The sequence below is a fragment of the Phenylobacterium sp. genome (genome assembly GCF_030654915.1).
Classification (GTDB): domain Bacteria; phylum Pseudomonadota; class Alphaproteobacteria; order Caulobacterales; family Caulobacteraceae; genus Phenylobacterium.
On record NZ_JAURWM010000134.1, the window covers coordinates 1 to 18,843 of the forward strand.

Sequence of the window (18,843 nt, forward strand, 5' to 3'; positions counted from 1 at the left end):
GCGCCTATATGCGCGACCCGACCGGCAACAAGATCGCGGTCTTCGCCAAGGGTTGAGCGGCCGCGGCAACCGGCAGAGCGAGCAACAAAAAAGGCCGGGGTCTCCCCCGGCCTTTTCCGTAACTATCTAAGTCGTCGCTTAGGCGGCGAAAGCGACCATGCGGCGGCGACGGATCGCCGTGCCGGCCAGGCCGAAGCCCGTGATCATCATCGCCCAGGTCGCCGGCTCCGGCACGGCCGAAGTAACCGACTCGCTCAGCAGCTCGAACTTGCCGGTGACGACAGAGCCGTAGCCCTTGCCTTCGTTCACGCCGAAAAAGCCTTGATTGAAGACGGTGTCCTGCAGGCTGATCTTCAGCTTGCCGCCGTTGCCGAAGGTGTAGATTTCCGGCGCGTCCCAAGTCACCACGCCGCCTTGGGTGACGAACAGGTTGAAGCCGAAGGTTTCCCCTTCAACGGGATCGCCCGACACGCCGGTCGGCGACAGGAAGTTGAAGCTCACCGCGATGCTTTTCGGCGAGAGGTCATCCCATTCGACGGTCTTCTCGTTCGTCCAGATGGTGAACAGGCCGACCGGGCCCGAGTTCTCGCCCGCGTTAAGGTCGAAGTTGAACGAATTGAACAGGCCCGACTTGATGATGAGGCCTTGGCCCGAATTGGCCGACACATTGCTGACGCTGCCAGCGATTGTGGTGAGTGCATTGGCGGCCGAAGCCGAAATCGTGAGCGCGAGCGCGGCGCCCGCCGCGGCTAGGTACTTAAACATTAAGCCATCCCTCTGAAAATCTTCGAAACCTGCGCTACTGGGCGCCACCTGGGATGGTGAATTAAGACTTAACCGTGGCTTCCGCAACGACACTCGCCTGACAGGGGTGCTGAAAAGGCAAGTTCGCCGAGCCGCGTTCCAAATGTTCGCCAGAACGCCGCCATGGCACATTTCAATGTCGATTTTCGACGTTGAGCGGCGTGGTGATTCGGCGTTCCACGCCTTCATCAGCCCAACGAAAACGGCGCAGGAGAGCCTCCTGCGCCGTTCGTCATATCTGGCTGGTCACCCGATTCTCAGCCGGCGAGCAACGCTTTCACCGCCGCTAGCCCCTCGGCCGCCTTGGCGCCGTCCGGCGCGCCGCCCTGGGCGAAGTCCGGACGCCCGCCGGCGCCCTGCCCGCCCATGGCCAAGACCGCCGCCTTGGTCAGTTCGACAGCGCTGAACTTGCCCGCCGCCGCGCCGTTTACAGCGACGGCCACCGACGCCTTGCCCTCGGCCGAGCCGATCAGGGCCACGACGCCATCGGGGACCTGCTTGCGGAATTCCTCAATGATCGGACGCAAATCCTTACCGCCAACGCCTTCCATCACCCGGGCGATGACCTGCACCCCGCCGATGTCTTCCGGACCGGAAGCCGCGCCGCCGCCGCCCATGGCGAGCTGCCGCTTGGCCTCGCCCAGTTCCTTGTCGAGCTTTCGGCGCTGGGCCTCAAGGGCCTCGACGCGCGCCAGGACTTCGGAGACCGGCGCCTTGAACTGGTCGGCGAGCGCCTTGGCGACCCCGGCCTGTTCGATCAGCCAGCGGCGCGCCGCCTCGCCGGTCAGGGCCTCGATCCGCCGCACGCCGGCCGCGACGCCGCTTTCCGAGACGATCTTGAATAGGGCGATGTCGCCGGTGCGGGCCACGTGGGTGCCGCCGCACAGTTCGACCGAATAGTCGCCCTCGCCGTCCAGCGACTTGCCAAGCGCGAGCACGCGGACGGTGTCGCCGTACTTCTCGCCGAACAGCGCCATGGCGCCGGCCTCGATCGCCTTCTCGGGCGCCATTTCCTGGGTGGTGGCGGGCAGGTTCTGACGAACCACCGCGTTCACCTCGGTCTCGATCTTGTCGATTTCCTCGGCCGTCAACGGACCGCCATGGCTGAAGTCGAACCGCATGCGCTCACCATCGACCATCTGGCCCTTCTGGGAGACGTGCGGGCCGAGCACATTGCCCAGAGCCTTGTGCAGCAGGTGAGCCGCCGAGTGATTGGCGCGCGTGGTGGTGCGCAGGTCCGGATCGACCGCCAGGCGCGCCTCGGCGCCGACCGACAGCTCACCGGTCAGGATTTCGATCTCGTGGACAAACAGATCGCCGGCCTGCTTTTGGGTGTCGAGCACCTTGGCCTTGCCGCCGGTCCATTCGATTTCACCGACATCGCCGGCCTGCCCGCCGCTCTCGGCGTAAAAGGGCGTGCGGTCGAACACCGCCAGCACGGTCTCGCCGGCCTTGGCGGCGGCGATCTCAGCGCCGCCTGACACCAGCGCCAGCAGCTTGCCGGTGGCCTCGGTGGTGTCGTAGCCGAGGAACTGCGTCGCGCCCAAGCGCTCGCGGATCGCGAACCATTCGGCACCCTGCGCGGACTGGCCCGAGCCGGTCCAGGCTTCGCGCGCCAGGTCCTTTTGACGCTTCATGGCGTCCTCGAAGCCCGACAGGTCAACCGAGATGCCCTTGTTGCGCACCGCGTCCTGGGTCAGGTCGAGCGGGAAGCCGTAGGTGTCGTAGAGCTTGAAGGCGGTTTCGCCCGACAGCATGTCCCCTGGGTTCATGTTGGCCGTCGCCTCGTCGAGCAACGTCATGCCGCGCCCGAGCGTCCGGCGGAAGCGTTCTTCCTCCTGGCGCAGGGTCTCGACGATCACCGGCTCGGCGCGGCGCAGTTCCGGATAGGCGCCGCCCATCTCGGCCACCAGCACGGGCGCCAGTCGGTGCATCAACGGCTCTTCAGCGCCCAGCAGGTGGGCGTGGCGCATGGCCCGGCGCATGATCCGGCGCAGGACGTAGCCGCGACCTTCGTTCGAGGGCGAGACGCCGTCGGCGATCAGGAAACTGGTGGAGCGCAGGTGGTCGGCGATCACCCGGTGCGACGGACCGTTGGAGCCGCCGCCGACCAGTTCCTTCGACGCCGCGATCAGCGTGCGGAACAGGTCAATGTCATAGTTGTCGTGGACGCCCTGCAGGACCGCAGCGACGCGTTCCAGGCCCATCCCGGTGTCGATCTGCGGCTTGGGCAGGTCGCGGCGGGTGCCGTCGGCGAACTGCTCGAACTGCATGAAGACCAGGTTCCAGATCTCCACGAACCGGTCACCGTCTTCGTCCGGACTGCCGGGAGGGCCGCCTGGAATGTGCGGGCCGTGATCGTAGAAAATCTCGGAGCAAGGGCCGCAGGGCCCGGTGTCGCCCATCGACCAGAAGTTATCGTTGGTCGAGATGCGGATGATCTTCTCGTCGGGGAGGCCGGCGATCTTCTTCCACAGCTCAGCGGCTTCATCGTCGGTATGATAGACGGTGACGCACAGCTTCTCGGCCGGGATCTTGAATTCCTTGGTCAGCAGGGTCCAGGCGTGCTCGATCGCGCCGGCCTTGAAGTAGTCGCCGAACGAGAAATTCCCCAGCATCTCGATGATGGTGTGGTGGCGGGCGGTGTAGCCGACATTGTCCAGGTCGTTGTGCTTGCCGCCGGCGCGCACCGACTTCTGCGACGAGGCCGCGCGCGGCGCGGGCGGCGTCTCAGCCCCGGTGAAGTAGTTCTTGAACGGCACCATGCCCGCATTGACGAACAGCAGGGTCGGGTCGTTCTGCGGGACAAGCGGAGCCGACGGAATGATCAGGTGATCATTCTTCTCGAAGTAGCCCAGGAAGGCGCTGCGGATTTCGTTGAGGCTCTGCATGGCTCGTTGGACGATCTAAAACAGGAAAACCAGATATGGGGTGACGCTAGCCGCACCGCCCCCGCGCGCGACCGTTTACGAATTTTGTCAGCGCCCGCAAAGGAAAAGGACGCTTGGACGGGCTGCGTCCAAGCGTCCTCACGCAGTGCGGAACAATCGCGCGGGGGTCTCGGCCCTCGAAGCGGGCCGAACGTCGGGTTGGGCGCGTTCGGCTTTCAGGGGCCGTGGCGACGTTCCGCGACGCGATCCCTATTCGGCGTCTTTTTCTTCCTCGACGGTCGGGCCGACCAGAAGTTCTTCCTCGATAACTTCCTTGGCGCCGCGGACCTGCTTCTCGATCTGAGCGGCGATGTCAGGGTTATTCTTGAGGAATTCCCGAGCGTTGTCGCGGCCTTGGCCGATCCGGGTCGAATTCCAGGAGAACCACGAACCAGACTTCTCGACCACACCAGCCTTGACGCCCAGATCGATGATCTCGCCCAGCTTGGAGATACCCTCGCCGTACATGATGTCGAACTCGACCTCCCGGAACGGCGGGGCGACCTTGTTCTTCACGACCTTCACGCGGACATTGTTGCCGACGATCTCATCGCGGATCTTCACCGAACCTGTCCGGCGGATGTCCAGGCGGACCGAGGCGTAAAACTTCAGCGCATTGCCGCCCGTGGTGGTCTCCGGGCTTCCGTACATCACGCCGATCTTCATGCGAATCTGGTTGATGAAGATGACCAGGGTGCCGGACTTGGAGATCGAAGCGGTCAGCTTGCGGAGCGCCTGGCTCATCAGGCGGGCCTGGAGGCCCGGCAGGCTGTCGCCCATCTCGCCTTCGATTTCGGCGCGCGGCGTCAGCGCCGCCACCGAGTCGATGACGATCACGTCGACGGCGCCGGAGCGGACCAGGGTGTCGGTGATCTCCAGGGCCTGCTCGCCGGTGTCGGGCTGCGAGACCAGCAGATCGTCCAGGTTCACGCCCAGCTTGCGGGCATAGGACGGATCCAGCGCATGCTCGGCGTCCACGAAGGCCGCGGTGCCGCCGTTCTTCTGAACCTCAGCCACCACATGCAGCGCCAGCGTGGTCTTGCCCGAGCTTTCCGGGCCGTAAATCTCCACGACCCGGCCCTTGGGCAGGCCGCCGATGCCCAGCGCGATATCAAGGCCGAGGGAGCCGGTCGAAACCGCCTCAACCTCGATCTTGCTCTTCGAGCCAAGCTTCATGACCGAGCCCTTACCAAAGGCCCGATCGATCTGGGCGAGCGCCGCTTCCAGCGCCCGCGCCTTGTCACCTTCTTCTCGTCCCACGAGTTTCAACGCCGACTGACTCATTGCAAGGCGCTCCTTGTTTCATGATTCCAACCCGACAGTTCGACTCTCGAAAGAGCCGCCGGCCGTCTGAACAAAGGCGTACGCAGTTTGTTCTATGTTCGCAAGATGTTCTTTTGAGGCGGAGCCCCGACTACGACCGATCTTGACGCAGCCTCAAAACGTCCGAATTGCGGAGAGACCAAAGCGGCGGGGACGCGGGGCCGAGACCTGCGGCTGGCGAGCGGAGGTCGCGAAGGTCGGCCGATCTGAGTCCAGGATGTTGTCCACGAAGGCGCCCAGCGTCCAGGCCTGCGCGCGCAGGCTGGCGCGGACGTTCAATAGCAACAGATCGCCCAGTTTGACGTTCGCCGCGCCGCCGTTGTCGAAGGCGCTGTGAGACACTCCGATATAGCTGGCGTCGGCCCGCGCCAGCAGCTCAAGATCGGCGCCCAGGTCACGGCGGTACTCCACCCAGCCGCCGGCCGCGAGGCGAGGAATAACCGGGATGCGGTCGCCCGCGCTCCCCAGACCGACCGCGTCGTTGGTGGCCTGGTCCTTGGTCAGGACGGCATCGGTCAGGGAAAGGTTCAGCCCGCCCCGCCAGGCGGGGCTGACGGTGTAGATGGTGTCGGCCTCGAGCCCGAGAACACGGGCCTGGCCCAGATTGGTGATGAAGGCGAAGGCGCCATTGGTGCTGTTGGCGCTGTACTGCATGTCGCGCCAGTCGATCCGATAGACCGTGGCGTTGATCACCAGCCGACTGCCCAGCCACACGCTCTTCAGGCCCGCCTCGTAGTTCCACAGACTGTCGGCGTCATAGGCGGCCAGGTCCGGCGGCAGCCCCGGCACGGTGTTGATGCCGCCCGGCCGAAATCCCTGCGCCGCCTGCACATAGCCCATCAGCGCGGGGCTGAAACGATGACTGCCGACGAATTTGAGGCTCCAGCCGGCCTGCTGGGTGGTGGTGAGGAAATTGGCTTCGGAGGTGTTGGAGATGACGTTGACCACCAGCGCCTTCCCCTCCGTCCGCTTGTCATATTCGAAGCGGCGCGCGCCCAGGCTCAGCGAGGTGTCGCGATCGGCGCCCAGCGTGACCTCGCCATAGACCGCGCGCTGATTCAGCCGACTGTCGACGATGCGGCGGCCGGTGAAGCCCGCCGAGGATAGCGGCAGGCCGCTGGCCGGATCGCCAACCACGACCTGGCTGTCGATGGTGTCCTCGCGCACTTCATGGAACAGGCCCGCGGTCCAGGCGACGAAGCCCGGCGTCTCCGATTGAACGCGCAGTTCCCCCACCCTGGCGGTCAGGTTGATGGGCTGGTTCAGCAGGCCGGGCGCCCGGCTGTCCACATAGGCTGAATAGCCGTCCAGCTCGGCCGGCGTGCAGGCGCCGCCGAGCGGCAGGCCGAGATAGCGCTGGCAGCCTTCCAGGCTGCGCCGTTCGGCCAGCAGGACGCCGGTGTACTCGATCTGGCGGGTGCTATCCCAGCGATAGCCGGCGGCCATCGCCGTCACATGGACGCCGCCGACGCGCCAGTTCGCCGATCCGTCATAAAGCGTCATCCGGCTCTCGAACGGCGTCCGCATATAGTTCTCGGAGACATGCGCCGGCCCGCCCAGGGCGCTCGCGCCCGTATCGTCATCCGTCGCGTCCTGGTGCGCGAGCGTCAGGTTGAGCTGCAGGTCGTCGGTCGGCTGAGCGCCGACACCCAGACGGAAACCCTTCGCCTCGCTGGCGTTGGTGCGCGACAGGCCGAGCCGCGCGTTCCGGGCGAACGGCGGCTCCGCACGGCGATAGGCGGCCAGGCGCAAGCCAAGCTTGTCGCCGACCAGGGGCTGATTGACGATGATCGTCTGGGCGTCGCCCACCACGCCGTCGTTGACCGAGGCCTCAGCCTCCAGGGTTACACTCGGCTTAGCCAGATCTGGCCGGTTGAACATCACCTTGAAGGCGCCGCCCATGGCGCTGGCGCCATAGAGCGTGCCCTGCGGCCCGCGCAGCAGTTCGATCTGCTGGACATCGACCAGCAGGAATTCGGGGAACGATCCGCCAGGATCGGCCGTGGTGCCGCTGGGGCCGGTGACCGGGACGTCGTCATAGTAGAGCGCGGTCGTCGCCTCGCCTGAACCATAGACGCCGCGAAGGCTGAGCCGGCTGCGGCCGACGCCGGTGGAGGTCTGGCTCAGGCCCGGCAGCATCGCCACCGCGTCCTCGAACGTCGCCGCCCCAGCCCGGCGCAGTTCGTCGCCCGACAACGCTCGCATCGACATCGGCGTGAGTTGCTCGAGGGTCGGGCGGCGCAGGGCCGTGACCACGACGCCCTCGACATCGGCGACCGCATCCTCGCCCTTGGCCGGTGGCGCGCGCTCGATCAGGAAGTGCCCCTGGAAATCCCGCCAGGTCAGGCCCGACCCCAGCAACATCGCGGTTAGGGCCTGGGTCGAATCAAGCCGTCCCGAAACGGCCCGCGACCGCAGGCCCGCGACCACGCCGGGCGTGAACAAAATGTCGCGGTCGCTCTGGACAGAGAACGCGGTCAGGGCCCGGTCGAGCGGCATGCCTGCTGGAATCGAAAACAGCGGACGCCGCTCTTCCGCTTGCGCCGAAACGCTCGCGAGAACCGCGCAACAGGTGCACGCCGCAACCAACGCAAAACGCGACAAACTCAAGGGGCGAAAGGCTCCGTTCCGTCACGCTGGCCTTCCATGCCCAGCCCCCTGGCCGCTAGCCCCCTAGCGTCGCCAAGCTGCGCTTTGCCCCTCACCGGGCGAGTGTAAACGGCGATGACCTGATACATGCCTGAAAATCCAGCAGGGGCTCCTCAGCCCTACGCCCCTTCCCATACGTCATTGACCTGGGCTTCCCCATCAACAAACATGACGGCAATAAGACAATCCGGGGTGTTCAGGAATTTAGATGGCGTGGGCGGACACGACCAGAGCCGGAAGTGAGCCGGAAGGGCTAGCGTATGCCTCGATTCCGTATCAGCAGGCGTTACGCGCGTTCTTTCGACGCCGCGCCGACGGCAACGAGATCGACGACCTGATTCAGGAGGTGCTCCTCCGACTCCACAATCGCCGCAGCGGCGGCGAGGTCACGAACCTTTCCAGCTTCATCTTCCAGACGGCGACCAACGTCCTGCTGGATCGCCACCGCCGCGACACGGTTCGCCGCCGCAGCGCCCATTGCGAGCTGGAGGAAGTCCACCACCCGCTTGACGAGCTCTCGCCCGACCGGATTCTTCAGGGCAAGCAGGAAGCCGCCGTCGCGCTGGACGCGCTGAACCAACTTTCCCCACGCAGTCGAGCCGCTTTCATACTCGTCCGCTTTGAAGGCATGAGTTACAAAGCTGCAGCGGCGCAACTTGGGATATCGGTCAGCGCCGTCGAGAAACACGTCACCAAGGCCCTCCGGATCGTGTCGATGCGGCTGCAGGAATTCGATGAACGACAACCGCCCCCAGCACGGCTCTTCCGCTAGTCCGGACGCCGCGTCATGGTTCGTTCAGCTTGAGCGCCGCCCGCACGATGCGGAGCTGCGGCAAGCCTTCGAAACCTGGTTGGCGGCGAGCCCCGAGCATCGCGATGATTGGTCGAGGGTCGGCGACGCCTGGACGCGCATGGACGCGGTCAAGGACGACCCGGCGGTTCTCGCCGCCCGCGCCGCAGTGCAATCCGAACTCGCTAACGCCCGTCGCGCCCCGCCCCTGCGCTGGGCCGCCGGCATCGCCGCGGCCGTCATGCTGGGCGGCGGCCTGCTGGCCTTCGGCGCCTGGCGGCAAGCCGGCGACGCCCCGGCGCCCGTGCAAGTCGCCTCTGCGCCCGCGGCCTTGGCGGTCTACAGCACCCCGGTCGGCGGCCAGCGGACCGTCACGCTGAAAGACGGCTCCCAGGTCACGCTTAGCACCGACACCGAGGTCCACCTGACCAGTTGGGACCGCCAGCGCGCCCTGACCGTGGTTAAGGGCGAAGCCTTCTTCGAGGTCGCCAAGAACCCCGAGCAGCCTTTCGTGGTCACCGCCGCCGGCCGCACGGTCACGGCGCTCGGCACCGCCTTCGACGTCCGCGTTCAGCCGAACCAATGGTCGGTCAGCTTGATCGAGGGCAAGGTTCGTGTCGCGAGCGCCCAGACCAGCGTCGACATGACCCCCGGCCACCACCTCTCTCAGCGGGGCGACAGCGCCTGGAGCGTCGAGCAGCGCAACGTCGCCGACCTGACGAGTTGGCGCGACGGCAGCCTTGTCTTCGAGAACCAGCCCCTGGCCGCCATCGTTCACGAGATGAACCGCTATTCGACCCAGCAGATGCGAATCGCCGACCCGGCCCTGGCGGCCACGCCCCTGAGCGGCCGCTTCAAAACCGGGGACGTGGCGGGCTTCGTCGCCACCCTTGAGGCCTACGGTATGGCCCGCTCCAGCCAAACCTCGTCTGCGACGATCAACCTCTTCCCTATCGCCCCAGGGTGAGGATATCCCATCGGCCTGCGTCTTGAAGACGACGGCCGGCGCCGTACGCGCCGGTGGCCTGGAGGGACTTCCATGAAGATGATCTACAAGGCGCTGGCGACCAGCGCGCTCTGCGCTTCGGCCTGGCTTGCAGCTGGCCCGACCCTGGCGGCGCCGCTGACCGCCACTGACCGCACCCAGCTGGTCGGCGCGGTCGACACCTATACGCCGAAGATGAACGACGCGGCGCTGAAGCTCTGGAACTACGCCGAGCTGGGCTACCAAGAAACCAAGAGCACCGCGGTCCTCCAGGACCAACTGAAAGCGGCTGGCTTCACCGTGAAGGCCGGCGTGGCCGGCGAGCCCACCGGCTTCGTCGCCAGCTTCAAGAACGGCAAGGGTCCGGTCATCGCCATCCTGGCCGAGTTCGACGCCCTGCCGGGCCTGAGCCAAGCCGCCGTCCCAACCAAGCAACCGATCCCCGGCCAGGACAACGGCCATGGCTGCGGCCACCACCTGTTCGGCGCCGCCTCGGTCGCCGGCGCCGTGGCGCTGAAGTCCTGGATGATCCAGAACAAGGTGCAGGGCGAGATCCGCGTCTACGGCACCCCCGCTGAAGAAGGCGGCTCGGGCAAGGTCTACATGGTCCGTGACGGGCTGTTCGACGACGTCGACGTCACCCTGCACTGGCACCCGGGCAACACGAACTCGGCCAACCAGGGCACCTCGATGTCCAACATCAGCGGCAAGTTCCGCTTCTCCGGCCAATCCAGTCACGCCTCGGGCGCGCCGTGGGCCGGCCGCTCGGCCCTCGACGGCGTCGAGATCATGAACGTCGCCAACAACTACCTGCGCGAACACATCCCGGACCGCACGCGAATCCACTACGTCGTCACCAACGGCGGCAAGGCTCCGAACGTCGTGCCCGACTTCGCCGAGGTCTACTACTACGTCCGCAACGCCGACCCGAAGATCGTGGTCGACGTGATGGACCGGGTGAAGCTGGCGGCCAACGGCGCGGCCATGATCACCGGCACCAAGGTCGAGTTCGAGCAAACCGGCGGCGTCTACAACCTCCTGCCGAACGACGTGCTGGGCAAGGTCATGTACAATTCGCTGACCCAGGTCGGCGGCATCACCTGGACCCCGGAAGAAACCAAGTTCGCCCAGGAACTGGCCAAGTCGCTGCCGAACGGCGGCGGTGATCTCAGCTCGGTCGGCAAGATCCAGACCTACAAGAACGCCGACACCTCCGGCGACGCCGGCGGCGGCTCCACCGACGTGGCCGACATCAGCTGGGTCACCCCGACGGTCGGCCTCTCGACGGCGACCTTCGTTCCCGGCTCGGCCGGCCATAGCTGGCAGAACGTGGCGGCGGGCGGCATGAGCATCGGCCTGAAGGGCGCGGCGGTCGCAGCCAAGACCCTGTCGATCACCGGGGCCGAACTGTTCTCCAACCCGGAACTGATCACCCAGGCCAAGGCCGAGCTGAAGGAGCGTCAAGGCGCTGACTTCCAGTACAAGGCCATGGTCGGCGACCGTAAGCCGCCACTCGACTACCGCAAGGCTGGTGGTTCCGAGTAAGGTAAGGACTGCGGCGGAACCTGGCCTTGGCGGTCAGGTTCCGCCCACTTCCCGACGATGGTTTTTCGAGCCCCCGGTATCGCCGCGGCGCCCTTCAAACTAGAGTGTGGAATGCCCTCTCGTCTGCGTCTTGTTACCGAGACGAGCCCGCTGGAGGGCTCGCCCAGTATGTAGAGAGGACGGGGGATAATGATGACGCGGAAACACGCCATGACAGGCGCCGCCATGGCGTTGGTCATGATCATGGGGGGCGGCGCGAACGCCGCGACCATCACGCCGCCGAGCGAAGCCTTCGCCCAGAACCCCGGCAGCGACTACTTCCTTGCCGACTACACCGCCTATGAAGCCTATCTGAAGACCCTGGCTGGCCAGTCCGACCGCATGAAGCTGGTCGACATCGGCAAGTCCGAAGAGGGCCGCACCCAGTGGGTGGCGATCGTCTCCTCCCCCGCCAACCTCGCCAAGCTCGACCACTACAAGTCGATCGCCAAGCGCTTGGCCAAGGCCGAGGGCCTGTCCAAGGAAGAAGCCGCCAAGCTGGCGGCCGAGGGCAAGGCGATCGTCTGGATCGACGCCGGCATGCACGCCACCGAGACGGTGACCTCGCAAGGCCAAATCCAGGTTCTCTATCGCCTGCTGAGCCAGAACGATCCGGAGACCCTGCGTCACCTGGACGACGTGATCATCCTCTACGGCCACGACAATCCGGACGGCATGGAGCTGGTCTCGGACTGGTACATGCGCGACGCCGACGTGAAGAAGCGCGACGTCAACACCATCCCGCGGCTCTATCAAAAGTACGTCGGCCACGACAACAACCGCGACAGCTTCATGTCGCACATGTCCGAAACCACCAACGTGAACAAGATGCTGTTCCGCGAGTGGTATCCGCAGATCATCTACAACCAGCACCAGCCCGCCCCGGCCGGCATGGTGGTGTTCGTGCCGCCGTTCCGCGACCCCTTCAATTTCAACTACGACCCGCTGGTCATGACGACCCTGCAGGAAGTCGGCATGGCCATGCACAGCCGCTTGGTCGCCGAGGACAAGCCTGGTTCCGGCGCGCGTAGCGCGGCCCCCTACTCCACCTGGCACAACGGGATGGAGCGCTCGGTCGCCTACTTCCACAACGCCGTGGGCCTGCTGACCGAGATCACCGGCAACCCGACGCCGATGCCGCTGGCCCTGGTGCCCGACGTGCAGCTGGCCAGCAACGACCGCCCGATGCCCGCGCCGCCGCAGACCTGGCACCTCAGCCAGACGGTCGAGTATCAGTGGAGCCTGAACCGCGCGGTCATCGACTACGCCGCGCGCAACCGCGAGCGCCTGTTGTTCAACATCTACAAGATGGGCGCGAACAGCATCGAGAAGGGCCAGGAGGATTCCTGGACCATCACCCCGACCAAGATCGACGCCCTGAAGGAAGCGGCCAAGACCAGCAAGGCGCCGCACGAGGACCCGGTCCTGGCGGCCATGATCGGCCGCGGCGCGGTTGATCCGGGCCTCTACAAGTCCGTCCTGCAATCGCCCGAGTCCCGTGACCCGCGCGGCTACGTGATCCCCGCCGACCAGGCCGACATGCCCACGGTGGTCACCTTCCTGAACGCGCTGATCAAGACCGGCGTCGATGTCGAAAAGGCCGCCAAGCCGTTCAAGGTCGGAGCCAAGACCTATCCGGCGGGCTCCTATGTCGTGAAGACGGCCCAGGCCTATCGTCCGCACGTGCTCGACATGTTCGAGCCGCAGGATCACCCGCATGACCTCGAGTATCCGGGCGGCCCGCCGAAATCGCCCTACGACATCACCGGCTACACCTTGGCCTATCAGATGGGGATCAAGTTCGACCGCATCCTCGATAGCTTCGACGGCCCGTTCGAGCGCGTTCCGGACCTGATCTCGGTGACCCCGGGCTCGGTCAAGGGTTCGGGCAAGGCCGGCTGGCTGATCAGCCACGAGACCAACAAGAGCTTCACCTTGACCAACCGCCTGCTGAAGGCCGGCGCGCCGGTCTATTGGCTGAAGGAAGGCTCCAAGGCCGGCAAGGAAGCGTTCGGTCCGGGCGCCATCTGGGTTCCCGCCTCGGCGCAGGCCCAGGCGATCGTCACCGCCAGCGTCAAGGACCTGGGCATCGACGCCTATGCGGTCGGCGCCAAGCCGACCGGCGAAGCCCTGCCGCTCAAGCCGGTTCGCATCGGCTTGGTGGACGTCTATGGCGGCTCGATGCCCTCGGGCTGGAACCGCTGGCTGTTCGAGCAGTTCGAGGCGCCCTTCCAAGTGGTCTATCCGCAGCGCCTGGACGCCGGGAACCTGGCCAAGGACTTCGACGTCCTGGTCTTCGCCGACGGCACCTTCCCCGCGCCCCAGGGCGGCCCGTTCCGGGCTGGCCGCAGCTTCCCGCAGCCCAAGGCCGAGGACATCCCCGCCGAGTTCCGTCCGTGGCTGGGCAATGTCACCGACGCCAAGACCCTGCCGCAGCTGGCGGCCTTCGCCAACGATGGCGGCACCTTGATCGCGGTCGGCTCCTCGGCCCGCTTGGCTCCGGCCCTGGGCGCTCCGGTCGAGGTGGCTGTCGCCAAGAAGGACGGCGACAAGCTGACCGCGCTCACCACCAAGGAATTCTACATTCCAGGTTCGGTGCTCCGCGCCAAGGTCGATAACCGCCAGCCCCTGGCCTACGGCATGCCGCAGGACGTTGACGTGTTCTTCGACCGCAGCCCGACCTTCAACCTGAAGGCCTCGGCGCCTGGCGTGGCCAGGGTGTCGTGGTTCGACACCGCGACCCCGCTGCGCAGCGGCTGGGCCGTCGGCCAGGAGAGGCTGAAGGGCTCGACCGCCGTGCTCGATATCGACCTCGGCAAGGGCAAGCTGTTCGTGATGGGTCCGGAAGTGACCCAGCGCGCCCAGTCATACGGGACCTTCAAATTCCTGTTCAACGGCCTGCTCTATGGACCGGCTGTCTCCGCTCAACGGTAACCGCCGCTAGAACGACGAAGGGCTCCGGGACCAAGTCCCGGAGCCCTTTTTCATGCCTGCTCGCCAGACGCCCAAAGAAGAAGGGCGCCGGTCTTGCGACTGACGCCCTTCACCGCAAGGACAACGCGGATAGTCCGGCGCTCCCCAGCCGCAGGGGCCAGGGAGCGCCTTGCTTGGCCTAGAAGCGCTTACGCACGCCCACATAGTAGGAGCGGCCCAGCACGTCGTAGTTCTGGGCGTCGTAGGTGCCTTCGATGTCGCCGGTTTGCGGCGGCGGGTTGTCGAAGAGGTTGTTCACGCCGAAGCGCAGGTCGGTTTCCCAAGGCAGCTTCACGCGGCCGTTGAGGTCGAAGGCGTGATAGGCCTTCACGCCGCGCGTGGTGCTGGCGGCGGTCACGACGCGAGCGGAATTTTCCATCTCGCTGATATAGCGCCAGCGCAGGCCGACGCTCGCCGGGCCGTTGGTGTAGGTCAGCGAGGTGACCGACTTCCACTCCGGGTGAGCCTGACCAGCGCTGGTTTCGACGGCGGTGCCCCAGGTTCCGGCGTAGTCGTAGGTGGCGGCGCCCGGCAGGTTCTGGACCTTGAAGGTGTCCAGCCAGCCGACCGCGACGTTGACCGCCAGCGAACCGGCGTTCTCGCCCAGACCGGCGTCCATCAGGTCAACGGTCCAGTCGAACTGAACGTCGATCCCGCTGGTTTCGAACTGACCCAGGTTCAGCAGGGGCTGGACCGGATTCAACGGCACGCCGCTGGCCGGGTTACGGGTCAGCAACTGGCAGTAGTAGTTGCTCGGGTCATAGTTCGGATTCGAACCGCCGGCGTTGAAGCAGAACTGGAAAGCGTTCTTGATCGGCAGCTGGCCGACAGCGTCCTTCACCTTGATGCTGTACCAGTCGACCGAAACCGACATCCGGCTGAACAGCGGCGACTCGAACGGCGACTGGACCACGGCGCCGAACGAGAAGGTGTCGGCGGTTTCTTCCTGCAGGTCCGGGTTGCCGCCGGTGAGGGCGAAGACCTGAGCCGTGCCGAGTTGGTAGCTGTCGATGATGTTCGCCGGCACGCCCTGCGCGAGGCAGAGCGCGGTGACTTGAGCGCCGCTCGCGCCCCGACGGAACGACGAGCGGACATCGCAGGGATCGCCGTCGGTGTTGGTCGGGCCGGCGGTGCCGACTGCGACGGAGCCCGTCGAGACCGGAGCAAACAGTTCGCCGACGCTGGGCGCGCGGACGGCGCGGTTATAGCCGCCCCGCAGACGCACGTTGTCGATGACCCTCCAGTCGAAGTCGGCCTTGTAGGTGCTGATCGCGCCGACCGAGCTGTAGTCGGAGAAGCGATAGCCAAGGTTCGTGTTGAACTCCTGGATGAACGGCAGGTCCTTCAGGATCGGAATCAGGATTTCGCCGAACAGTTCATAGGTGTCGACCGAGCCGCCGGCGTCGCGCAGCACGCTGTAGCCCAGCACGTCGCTGGTGCCGTCGGGCTGGTTCAGCTGGCTGTCAGGGGTGAAGGTGTACTCGTTGCTGCGGTAGTCGGCGCCGATGGCGAAGCGAACTTCACCGGCCGGCAGCTCGAAGGCGCCGCCCTGGACGCTAACTTCGACCGTGCGCTGTTCCAGGGTGTTCTGGTTCAGGGTGCGACGGCTCATGTAGCGGATGCAGTCGCCCGACGGGGTCAGGTTGCCGAACGGGTTGAAGCCGCCCGCGCAGTATTCCGTGCCGCCCGTGGGGCTGTTCAGCAGACGCGCGACCGCCGAGGCGCTGGCGCCGCCGGTTTGCTCGTTGTCGAACTTGGCGCGGCTGAACGAGGCGTAGCCGTCCCAGGTCCAGTCCTTGAAGCCGACGTCGCCCGAGAGGCCCGAGGTCAGCTGATAGACGGTGTAGCTGTACTTCTGGATCCGCGGACCCAGGATGTCGAACGCCTTGTAGAAGGTGAAGCCGGCGTTCGGGTTCGGGCGCGTGGCCAGGATGTTGCGGAAATCGTTCGTGATGTAGGGGTTCGAGACCGGAACCGTCAGGCCATAGACGTTCGAGGCCAGGGTCGGATTGCTGACGCCGGTCGACTCATAGTCGGTGAACGAGAACTGCGTGAAGAACCGCAGGTTGTCGGTCAGATCGTAGTCGAGCTTGCCGAACACCGAGTAGCGGTCGAGGTCCGACTGCATCGACGAACCGTTGTAGCCGAAGTTGACCTGCTGCTGCGTGCCGGAGGCGTTGGAGTTGACGATATAGGCTTCGTCGGTTTCCGGATCACGGAAGTTCAGGACCGGAACGCCAGCCGTCGAGAACAGGGTCTGGTCGGTGTTGAAGCCGATCTGGCCGGTGTACTTGCCCGCCGCGTTGCCCGTCAGAGCCCGCGTGCCGTACTGGCCCACGAACACGTTGTTGACCGAGGCCAGAGTCGGCAGGTTGGCGCCGAACAGCACGGTGCCTTGCGGGATGGTGCTGAGGCCCGGGGTCGAGGTGCGGAAGACATAGTAGTCGCGGGCGCTCTGCAGGGCGCGGTCGCGGTTGGTGTAGTCGACCGAGATGACCGCGCTGCCCTTGCCTTCATTGAAGCGGCCACCGGCGGTCAGGGCGATCTTGAAGGACTCAGCGTCGCCCTTCTCCGAGATGCCGTACTGGCTGTCGAGGACGATGCCTTCGAAGTTGCGCTTCAGGCGGAAGTTCACAACCCCGGCGGTGGCGTCCGAACCGTAGGCCGTCGAGGCGCCGCCGGTGATGACTTCGACGTTGTCGATCAGGGCTTCAGGAATGGTGTTCAGGTCGACCGAGCCGTCCGGGTTGGAGGGCTGCAGGCGGCGGCCGTCCAGCAGGATCAGGGTGCGCTTGGCGCCCAGACCGCGGAGCGAGGCGTACGACTGGCCGCCGTTCAGGCCGGTCGAGGTCGAGCCGGTGTTGCCTTGGCCGAACGAGCCCGAGAACTGCGGCATTTGCGACAGCGACTTCTCGACCGTCACCTGCCCGGTGTTTTCAATGGCCGCCTGGCCAACCGAGACGATGGGGCTGTTGGCGACATAGTCAGGCCGGGCGATGCGCGAACCGGTGACGACGACTTCTTCAACAGCGACCTCGGCCTCGGTCGTCTGCGCCTGCGCCGCGCCTGCGAGCAACGCGCCAATGGCGCAGCTGCCCGCCATAAGCCACTTCAACGAACTGGAATTCATCCGACCGCCCTTGGTAATTTTTAGGCCGCGCCCCTCGCGCGTCCGGTTCCAAGACGCAGGCGTTTCGAAGAGCCACATGTCCGTTTTGCAATTCTTCGCAATTGCGGCGCCGACGTGAGCAGGTGCGGCGCCAGGGCCACTCCTCGGCTCAGCCTGACCAGAGAAAAGCAATGCCTCGGTGAGGCACGGCGGGCTTGCTGCGTCTTGCAGAGGAACAGGGCGCGATGCTTCGCCTGGCCCCTTCCCTCGCCGAGTACCGCCATGAACCGCCGCTTCGCCCTGTTGATCGTCCTGTCCATGGTGCTCGGGGTGGGAGTGGGCTGGGCGTGCAACCAATTCCTGAGCCCAGGCCAGGCCGAACAGGCGGCCAGCAATCTCTCGATCATCACCGACCTGTTCCTACGGCTGATCAAGATGATCATCGCGCCGCTGGTGTTCACGACCCTGGTCGCCGGCATCGCTCACATGGAGGACGCCGCCGCCGTCGGGCGGATCGGCGCCAAGACGATGGGTTGGTTCATCGGCGCCTCGATCGTCTCGCTGCTGATCGGGCTGATGATGGTTCATCTGCTACAGCCCGGGGCCGGCCTGCACATGCAGACGGCCGCCGCCGCCAACGCCCCGGCCATGGCCAGCACAGACGCCTTTACCCTGAGGGGCTTCATCACCCACCTGGTGCCGACCTCGATCGTCGACGCCATGGCCAAGAACGAGATCCTGCAGATCGTCGTCTTCTCGCTGTTCGTCGGCACCGCGATCGCCGCCCTGGACAACAAGGCCCCGGCCATCCTGCTGCTGGTCGAGCAGGGCGCCCAGATCATGCTCAAGGTCACCGAGTTCGTGATGAAAATGGCCCCCCTGGCCATATTCGCCGCGCTCGCCTCGACCATCGCCACCCAGGGCATGTCGATGCTGGCGGTCTATGGGAAGTTCGTGCTCGGCTTCTACGCCACCATGGGTTTGTTGTGGCTGGTGCTGTTCGCCGCCGCCTTCGTGGTGCTCGGCAAGCGCGCCGTGCCGCTGTTCGGCGTCATCCGCACCCCGGCCCTGCTGGCGTTCTCGACCGCTAGTTCCGAGGCCGCCTATCCTCGCATCCTGGACGCCCTGCCGAAGGTCGGCGTTCGCCGCCGCATCGTCTCGTTCGTCCTACCGCTGGGCTATTCGTTCAATCTCGACGGCTCGATGCTCTATTGCACCTTCGCCACCATCTTCATCACCCAGGCGCACGGCGTGCACCTGACCGTCCAGCAGCAGATCTTCATGCTGTTGTTGCTGATGGTGACCTCGAAAGGCATCGCTGGGGTGCCGCGCGCCTCGCTGGTGGTGATCATGGCCACCCTCACCTATTTCGGCCTGCCAGAGGCCTGGATCGCCCTAGTTCTGGGCGTCGACCATCTGCTGGACATGGGCCGCTCGGCCACCAACGTCGTCGGCAACTCGGTCGCCGCCGCCGTGGTCGCCAAGTGGGAGGGCGAACTCGACGACATCGAAGACGAAACCCCGGACGCTGGCGGCGAACCCGCCAAGCTCCCCGCCTAACGGGCGGCGGTCGGCGCCTTCCAGACGCAGACGCTCAGGCCGAGCGCCGGCCTTCAGCCGGCGCTCGGCCTGCGCCTTCGGTGCGACGCGCGAACGGCCTTCGCGCAAACGGCCGAGATATTCGACGCGGCTTTCC

10 protein-coding genes are annotated in these 18,843 nt (G+C 65.8%); 5 read left to right on the plus strand and 5 right to left on the minus strand.

Translation table 11 applies throughout. The features are described 5' to 3' along the window. Positions 1 to 138: 138 nt before the first annotated feature. The 4 genes from Q7T84_RS06760 to Q7T84_RS06775 all read right to left on the minus strand — a co-directional run bounded on the left by Q7T84_RS06760 (position 139) and on the right by Q7T84_RS06775 (position 7,556). A complete protein-coding gene (locus tag Q7T84_RS06760) occupies positions 139 to 765 on the minus strand; it encodes a PEPxxWA-CTERM sorting domain-containing protein (RefSeq protein ID WP_304807000.1) in 627 nt (208 codons plus the stop codon). 296 nt (positions 766 to 1,061) lie between these two features. Next, positions 1,062 to 3,695, minus strand: coding sequence for an alanine--tRNA ligase (gene alaS, locus Q7T84_RS06765; RefSeq protein ID WP_304807001.1), 2,634 nt, complete (start codon positions 3,693 to 3,695; stop codon positions 1,062 to 1,064). A 249-nt stretch (positions 3,696 to 3,944) separates the two neighbouring features. Continuing rightward, positions 3,945 to 5,018 carry a recombinase RecA gene (gene recA, locus Q7T84_RS06770; protein ID WP_304807002.1) on the minus strand — a complete coding sequence of 358 codons (1,074 nt, stop codon included), beginning with the start codon at positions 5,016 to 5,018 and terminating at the stop codon, positions 3,945 to 3,947. 153 nt (positions 5,019 to 5,171) lie between these two features. Continuing rightward, the gene (locus tag Q7T84_RS06775) at positions 5,172 to 7,556 is read right to left on the minus strand and encodes a TonB-dependent receptor (protein ID WP_304807004.1); all 2,385 of its coding nucleotides are present in this window, start codon (positions 7,554 to 7,556) and stop codon (positions 5,172 to 5,174) included. Positions 7,557 to 7,914: 358 nt separating this feature from the next. On the opposite strand from Q7T84_RS06775, the gene Q7T84_RS06780 reads away from it, so the two are divergent. The 4 genes from Q7T84_RS06780 (at position 7,915) to Q7T84_RS06795 (ending at position 13,999) form a co-directional block, all read left to right on the plus strand. After that, on the plus strand, positions 7,915 to 8,478 hold the full coding sequence (locus Q7T84_RS06780) for an RNA polymerase sigma factor (protein WP_304807005.1): 564 nt from the start codon (positions 7,915 to 7,917) through the stop codon (positions 8,476 to 8,478). Beyond that, positions 8,441 to 9,463, plus strand: a complete 1,023-nt coding sequence (locus Q7T84_RS06785; protein WP_304807007.1) for a FecR domain-containing protein — start codon at positions 8,441 to 8,443, stop codon at positions 9,461 to 9,463. The genes Q7T84_RS06780 and Q7T84_RS06785 overlap by 38 nt, the downstream gene beginning before the upstream one ends. Before the next feature lie 72 nt (positions 9,464 to 9,535). After that, positions 9,536 to 11,026 carry an amidohydrolase gene (locus Q7T84_RS06790; RefSeq protein WP_304807009.1) on the plus strand — a complete coding sequence of 497 codons (1,491 nt, stop codon included), beginning with the start codon at positions 9,536 to 9,538 and terminating at the stop codon, positions 11,024 to 11,026. 210 nt (positions 11,027 to 11,236) lie between these two features. Further along, a complete protein-coding gene (locus Q7T84_RS06795; RefSeq protein ID WP_304807011.1) occupies positions 11,237 to 13,999 on the plus strand; it encodes a M14 metallopeptidase family protein in 2,763 nt (920 codons plus the stop codon). A gap of 178 nt (positions 14,000 to 14,177) precedes the next feature. Here the strand turns inward: Q7T84_RS06795 and Q7T84_RS06800 are convergent, their stop codons facing one another. Further along, positions 14,178 to 17,141: a TonB-dependent receptor domain-containing protein gene (locus Q7T84_RS06800; RefSeq protein WP_304807013.1), complete on the minus strand. Its 2,964-nt coding sequence runs from the start codon at positions 17,139 to 17,141 to the stop codon at positions 14,178 to 14,180. A 288-nt stretch (positions 17,142 to 17,429) separates the two neighbouring features. On the opposite strand from Q7T84_RS06800, the gene Q7T84_RS06805 reads away from it, so the two are divergent. Beyond that, the gene (locus Q7T84_RS06805; RefSeq protein WP_304807015.1) at positions 17,430 to 18,707 is read left to right on the plus strand and encodes a dicarboxylate/amino acid:cation symporter; all 1,278 of its coding nucleotides are present in this window, start codon (positions 17,430 to 17,432) and stop codon (positions 18,705 to 18,707) included. The last annotated feature ends 136 nt before the right edge of the window (positions 18,708 to 18,843 follow it).